Origin of the sequence: Thiorhodococcus minor (assembly GCF_010820565.1) — a bacterium.
In the GTDB taxonomy this organism is placed as follows: domain Bacteria; phylum Pseudomonadota; class Gammaproteobacteria; order Chromatiales; family Chromatiaceae; genus Thiorhodococcus; species Thiorhodococcus minor.
Genome location: NZ_JAAIJQ010000155.1, coordinates 1 through 5,478, shown reverse-complemented (window position 1 = coordinate 5,478; position 5,478 = coordinate 1). Strand labels below are relative to the sequence as shown.

Below are 5,478 nucleotides of genomic sequence, written 5' to 3'. Positions count from 1 at the left end.
GGCATGCCCGCATCCGCGCGGTCGGCGGCGTCGTGCCAGGATCGGATTAGTCCAACAGACATTTATCCATCGGGCGCGCCAGCGTCGGAGCGAGACCACGCTCACAGCCATGCGCCCGATGGATAAATGCTTAATAGTTAGGTTCAACACGGAGACGCTATGTCAAACACTGCAGGTGACGCGCCAAACAACCCTGATCCATCCCCCGCAGACACAGAAGACGGTGATCCACCACACATCAAAAAGATGTCAAACGAGGAAGTAAGCAAGCTTCCAGTCGCCAAGTGGCGCGGTCAAATCGATCTTGGTGGCGAAGAACTCGACGTATATGTGTTGAACGATGAAACGCGGGTGCTTTCCTCCGGGTCAACGACCAAGGCACTCGCCAACGTCGAGCGAGGCAGCCTGCAGGATTACATAGGGCAGAAGGCGCTTAACACATTCATTGATAAGGAAAAAGTCCTGCAGGAAAGTATACGCTTTTCGATTCCTGGAACACAATGGGTGGGCCTTGGCATAACTACCGAGCATTTTGAGTTAATTTGCCGGGGCTACGTCCAGGCATTGTACGAACGCGCTCCGCTCACAGACCGCCAAAAAGACATAGCTATAAAAGCTGCAGTTCTTACATCTGGCCTCACTCGGACAGGGCTTGACGCACTAATCGACGAGGCAACTGGCTATCAGTACGATCGCGCGGAGGATGCCCTGCAGGTTAAGTTGCGGGCCTTCATAGCCGACGAGTTGCGCGCATGGGAGAAAACATTTCCAGATGAGCTGTGGGAAGAGTTTGGGCGGCTCACAGACTGGAAGGGCTCGCTAACGAAGCGCCCAAAGTGGTGGGGAAAGCTTGTCATTGAACTCATTTATGAAACTCTCGACGAAGACGTTGCAGCCTACCTTAAAGAGAACAAACCGCCTGCAGGGGTTCGATGGCATCAGCAGTTGACCGACAACTACGGCGCAAGGCAGTTAGTGTCAAGGTGCTACGAAGTAATCGGCATGTCAAAGACATGCGACCACATACGCGAGTTGCGCGAGAAGGTCGCTAGGCACTATGGCAAGAAACCCGTTCAGTTCACGTTATACCTAAAACCGCCTGCAGATGACTAAATGAATCAAAGGCAAGCAGACAATATCACCTAACTATTGCACCAGCCCGAGCGAAGAAGCCGCGTCGTGGCCAAGGGTTACTGACTGTCGTCACCCGGCGGCTTCTTCGCCGGGCTGTGCTGAACGTTAGGAACAAGAACAGGGGTCATGTATGGACTGGTCTTTACTTGTAAAACAAATTGCTCCTTTTGTTGTCAGGATTGAGACAAGAAGCGGATACGGGACAGGATTTATATACTGGCAATGCCAAGATAAATGTTGCGTCGCAACAGCTAAGCATGTTGTTGCTCACGCAGATGAGCCGGGCTGGGAGCAGCCAATACATATTCATCACCCAAACGGAAAATCCGTTATATGTTACCCAGACTTTCGTGAGGGGTATTACTCAACAAACGAGGTCGGTGATTCTGCGGCAATAATCATAAGCAAAGACGGCCTAGAACTACCTCCAAGGTGCCTTCCACTGTGGGACTGGAGCGACATGATCCCCATAGGTACTCCACTTGGCTGGCTCGGGCACCCATCTATCATCCCTATAGATTTTCGCCATCCCAGCTTTTTTTCCGGAACTCTTAGCAATGCCTTCAATGGCGAAGTAAGCACCTTCAGCATTGACGGAGTTGCGATTAGAGGCGTCAGTGGCGGCCCTGTTTTCTTTTGTGGGAAAGACGGCTGCCCTGCTGTTATTGGGACGGTAAGCGCCTATTACTCTGATCGCATTCCAACGCAAGATGGAATAGAAACGGCGCCAGGTATCGCGTTCGCTCATAGCTTTCTTGCTTTTAAAGCTATTGAAGATAGACTTCATGCGCTTGAAAAGGAACATGATCTGGAGAGCTCCTAACAAAAAGCTCAAGGCGACGCAGTACCGCGCATCGAGCTAAGTGGTTTATTCGGCATCCGTGCCAGGCGCGGTACTGCGCGCCTTAGCTTAGCGTTAGGCAACAAGGACAACACATGGAAGCCTTCGAGGAGTCTGTAGCCAAGTTTGAAGAAATGGGAGAATTCGAAGTTAGAGAGCAGATTGCTCATGGCTACATTGTAGAAAAGAAAAAAGGCCATGCGTTGGAGTGGCGGAGACGCAAAGATCAAGAACGCGCTGAAGCGCGAGCATCTCTACGCGACGAACGAGAGTCGCGGACACTTGCGATTGCAGAAGAGGATAACGAAATAGCGGCGCGCGCTTTGGACACTTCTAATATACAAGCTTCAGAAGCAGCGCGGGCAGCATCTGCCGCAGAGCGGCAAGCTCGATATGCAATGTATGCGGCTATCGCTGCGCTGATACTTGCACTCATAATAATCAGAGAAGATATTGAAAAATTCATAGATTGGATTCTCTCATGCGTCGCTTCCTAAAGCACGGAGAGGTGGAAGCGCTGGAGTAGGAGGAACGCAACTATTTTTCGGATTATTGGGTGTTTTCGCAGTAGGGTGGCTGATCTCCAAAGTAAAAGAGGACACATGGAAAGCGCTCGGAGGTTTGCTCTTAATCATTGAAGCTATCGTATGGGCCTTTCAAATTTTATCGATGTTATTCTAATGAAGAAGCTTAACGCTTTTATAAAGAAAGCCTAACAAGAGGCTACAGCCGAGCGCGCTAGACTCGTCGCAGCTCATTGAAACGTCGTGCCAGCGCGCCGGCTGAGCCTTAGCGTTAGCCGGAAACGATGAACACAGCCAGCGGAAAAATAAGTGAGGACTACGGTTGGGAAATAACCGTATTTCATAAGCTACGCCAGACATCCGATGGTGTAATATTTTTTGATGGGAAAATGGCCTCGATCATCGTTCGGTCCATCTGGCTGCCGGGAGCAAGGCGCCCCTGCGTAAGGCACTGATTTCCTAACCAAGATCGCAGCGATCCTTACGCTTGCACTGGGTTTTGGACCAGACGATGATCAAGGCCGGGAAAATAAACTGGGATAGATATTTAGCAGATCATTCACCAAGATTTGAAATACATCTTGTAATTTTTAATTATACGATAATTGAGCTTAACATTTATTACTTACATCACAGGACTGAAGACGAGTAATGTAGCATAATGAAACCCAGAAAAAATGATATACCCATAAAGGTAAAAATATCAGGAATACAATTGGAAGAGTTGCAAAGACACTCATGGCATATGATTGAAGCATTTGGCCTAGACACAAGAGTAGAAAATTATAAAGGAATAAGGCCAATTTCGTTCTACAGCTGGGATTTAGATTGCATCTTAGATGTTCTGGATATGGTTCTTAACGATGAAAAAGAATATCCAGATAAAAAAGATGAAGGGTACATAAAGCTTCAGGAATTATACACCCACCTCAAGAATGAGTACAAAAATACATACGGTCGATAAGAATCGGCTAACAAGGCAAATCCAGCCGACGCGCCAAAGGCGCGCGCGGCTGATTTGCGACGTTAGAAGGAAAGGCAAATCAATGAAGGAATTTACATCATACTCTGTAAGGGTGGCGGGATTGATTCTTATCGTATATACAGTCGCGAACTTACCTGCGCATTCCATGGCTTACACGATCCGTCCAGAATACGGAATCATGTCATATATTCTTCCCTCAATGATCCCAATTATCATTGGCGTATTGCTCTTAAAATTCCCCTTCCTGATAAGCAGTTATCTACACAAGGAAGCGTGGAATAAAATAGACCTTGATCAAGTTCAACTGACCAAAATTTTCTGCATCTTAATTGGTATTGTATTTCTTTTTTTCGCTATATCTGACTTAATATTTTACATGTCTCCTGCTCTAATTCTGTACTTTTCCGATAATTATGAACTTTCCCTATTAACATTTGACTATGCATCAGCCATTGCCACAATTATTGAGCTTGGATTTTCGCTTGTGTTAATTGGCAAGGCAGGGTCAATCGCAACGTTTGTTGCATCTGAAAAGCAAAATCCTTCTAACAAGGCTAATTCAGCCGACGCGCCAAAGGCGCGCGCGGCTGATTAGCGTCGTTGGGCGGTCAATAAGGAGGGTCTTTTCGTGTGAGCACGCAACAATTTACTTCAGAGGTAATAACTCCAAAGACTCACAAAGTAGTATTGTATTTTGTGAATGAAACTGAGCTGAGCGTGCTGGAGCGGGGTAGTACGTCTTCCCTCTATTTGACGTTCGGATTGGCGTTGCTTTCGATATTTTCCTCATTTGCAATTGTTTTGCTTTCAACCCCGATCTCATCAGATCGCGTTTTTTACGTCTTTTTCATTATTGCTTCTGTATCACTTATATCTAGCATTGTTTTGCTTATTCTTTGGCGCAGAACAGAGGATGAAACCACAGGAATAATAAGATGCATAAAGGAGAGATTCCCGGAAGGTGAACAATCAGAATCAACATCCAGGTACAATGTTGAAATTGATGGCGGCACTTTTTGATGGAATTGCGAGAGAGTAACAAGGTATGAAGTTCATACATACAGATCTAGGAAACAGAAAGGGTGGCGAAGTAGTCGAAGTAACGCTTTCTGGTAATTCCGCTAACGTTCGCTTAATGGACAGCTCCAATTTCCAAAGTTACAAGAATGGAAGGCAACACAGATACTACGGCGGACATGCTAAGAAATCACCAGTTCGTTTAAAAATCCCACGAGCTGGTCATTGGCATGTGGCAGTAGATGCAGGTGGGTATCCCGGTCGAGTAAACGCTTCAGTAAGAGTCTTGCCTGGGCCATTGCCTGCATTTACTGAAGCCCCATTATCCTCTGTTCCTAGCCTTTACCAAGATCACCATGAATCTGGCGCCGGTGTACCAATAACCGTCGAGCCCGGCAAAGAATATGATGTGTTTATCTCCCATGCTTCTGAAGATAAAGATGAAGTGGTTCGACCATTGGCGGAAGCTTTAAGAAATGAAGGCTTGTCAGTTTGGTACGATGATTTCGAGCTTAGAATCGGTGACAGCCTAAGAAGAAAAATTGATAGGGGGGTGGCCACAAGCAAGTTCGGTGTAATTGTTTTGTCAGAAATGTTTTTTAAGAAGGGTTGGACTAATTACGAGCTAGATGGGCTGGTTACGAGGCAGAATACCGGGGAGCAAATATTGTTACCTATTTGGCATAATGTCACCAAAAAGCAGGTAATTGAATATAGCCCTTCACTTGCTGATAGGCTTGCCCGGAGCACGGCAACTCATACTATTGAAGAAATTGCTTCAGAAATAGCAGCGTTAATCCACAGCAAGGAATGAGTTATGGCCGATAAATCATCACCCAACAAAGGGCTACAGCCGACCCCAAAAACGCTGGCGCGTTTTCGGGTCGGCTGAGCCCAAGCGTTGAACTAATCCGCTCCGCGGGGCTTTGCAGGAGCTCATCACTCACCCGCGACTGACAGCGCTTCCACGCATCGTC

At 47.0% G+C, this 5,478-nt stretch carries 7 protein-coding genes; all 7 read left to right on the top strand.

All coding sequences use genetic code 11. From position 1 onward, the window contains the following. Positions 1–159 precede the first annotated feature (159 nt). The 7 genes from G3446_RS25380 to G3446_RS25350 all read left to right on the top strand — a co-directional run bounded on the left by G3446_RS25380 (position 160) and on the right by G3446_RS25350 (position 5,315). A complete protein-coding gene (locus G3446_RS25380; RefSeq protein ID WP_245232761.1) occupies positions 160–1,113 on the top strand; it encodes a P63C domain-containing protein in 954 nt (317 codons plus the stop codon). A gap of 151 nt (positions 1,114–1,264) precedes the next feature. Beyond that, positions 1,265–1,957, top strand: a complete 693-nt coding sequence (locus G3446_RS25375; RefSeq protein WP_164456464.1) for a S1 family serine peptidase — start codon at positions 1,265–1,267, stop codon at positions 1,955–1,957. A 113-nt stretch (positions 1,958–2,070) separates the two neighbouring features. Beyond that, positions 2,071–2,472 carry a hypothetical protein gene (locus tag G3446_RS25370; protein ID WP_164456463.1) on the top strand — a complete coding sequence of 134 codons (402 nt, stop codon included), beginning with the start codon at positions 2,071–2,073 and terminating at the stop codon, positions 2,470–2,472. 688 nt (positions 2,473–3,160) lie between these two features. After that, positions 3,161–3,463, top strand: a complete 303-nt coding sequence (locus tag G3446_RS25365; RefSeq protein WP_164456462.1) for a hypothetical protein — start codon at positions 3,161–3,163, stop codon at positions 3,461–3,463. An 82-nt stretch (positions 3,464–3,545) separates the two neighbouring features. Then, complete coding sequence (locus G3446_RS25360) at positions 3,546–4,079, top strand: hypothetical protein (protein WP_164456461.1); 534 nt, start codon at positions 3,546–3,548, stop codon at positions 4,077–4,079. A 35-nt stretch (positions 4,080–4,114) separates the two neighbouring features. Then, positions 4,115–4,504, top strand: a complete 390-nt coding sequence (locus G3446_RS25355) for a hypothetical protein (protein ID WP_164456460.1) — start codon at positions 4,115–4,117, stop codon at positions 4,502–4,504. 25 nt (positions 4,505–4,529) lie between these two features. Next, the gene (locus tag G3446_RS25350; protein ID WP_164456459.1) at positions 4,530–5,315 is read left to right on the top strand and encodes a DUF1883 domain-containing protein; all 786 of its coding nucleotides are present in this window, start codon (positions 4,530–4,532) and stop codon (positions 5,313–5,315) included. The last annotated feature ends 163 nt before the right edge of the window (positions 5,316–5,478 follow it).

What these genes read in the sequence shown, in the direction of transcription:
- G3446_RS25380 (WP_245232761.1), top strand. Translation starts at nt 160, where the DNA reads ATGTCAAACACTGCAGGTGACGCGCCAAACAACCCTGATCCATCCCCC.
- G3446_RS25375 (WP_164456464.1), top strand. Translation starts at nt 1,265, where the DNA reads ATGGACTGGTCTTTACTTGTAAAACAAATTGCTCCTTTTGTTGTCAGG.
- G3446_RS25370 (WP_164456463.1), top strand. Translation starts at nt 2,071, where the DNA reads ATGGAAGCCTTCGAGGAGTCTGTAGCCAAGTTTGAAGAAATGGGAGAA.
- G3446_RS25365 (WP_164456462.1), top strand. Translation starts at nt 3,161, where the DNA reads ATGAAACCCAGAAAAAATGATATACCCATAAAGGTAAAAATATCAGGA.
- G3446_RS25360 (WP_164456461.1), top strand. Translation starts at nt 3,546, where the DNA reads ATGAAGGAATTTACATCATACTCTGTAAGGGTGGCGGGATTGATTCTT.
- G3446_RS25350 (WP_164456459.1), top strand. Translation starts at nt 4,530, where the DNA reads ATGAAGTTCATACATACAGATCTAGGAAACAGAAAGGGTGGCGAAGTA.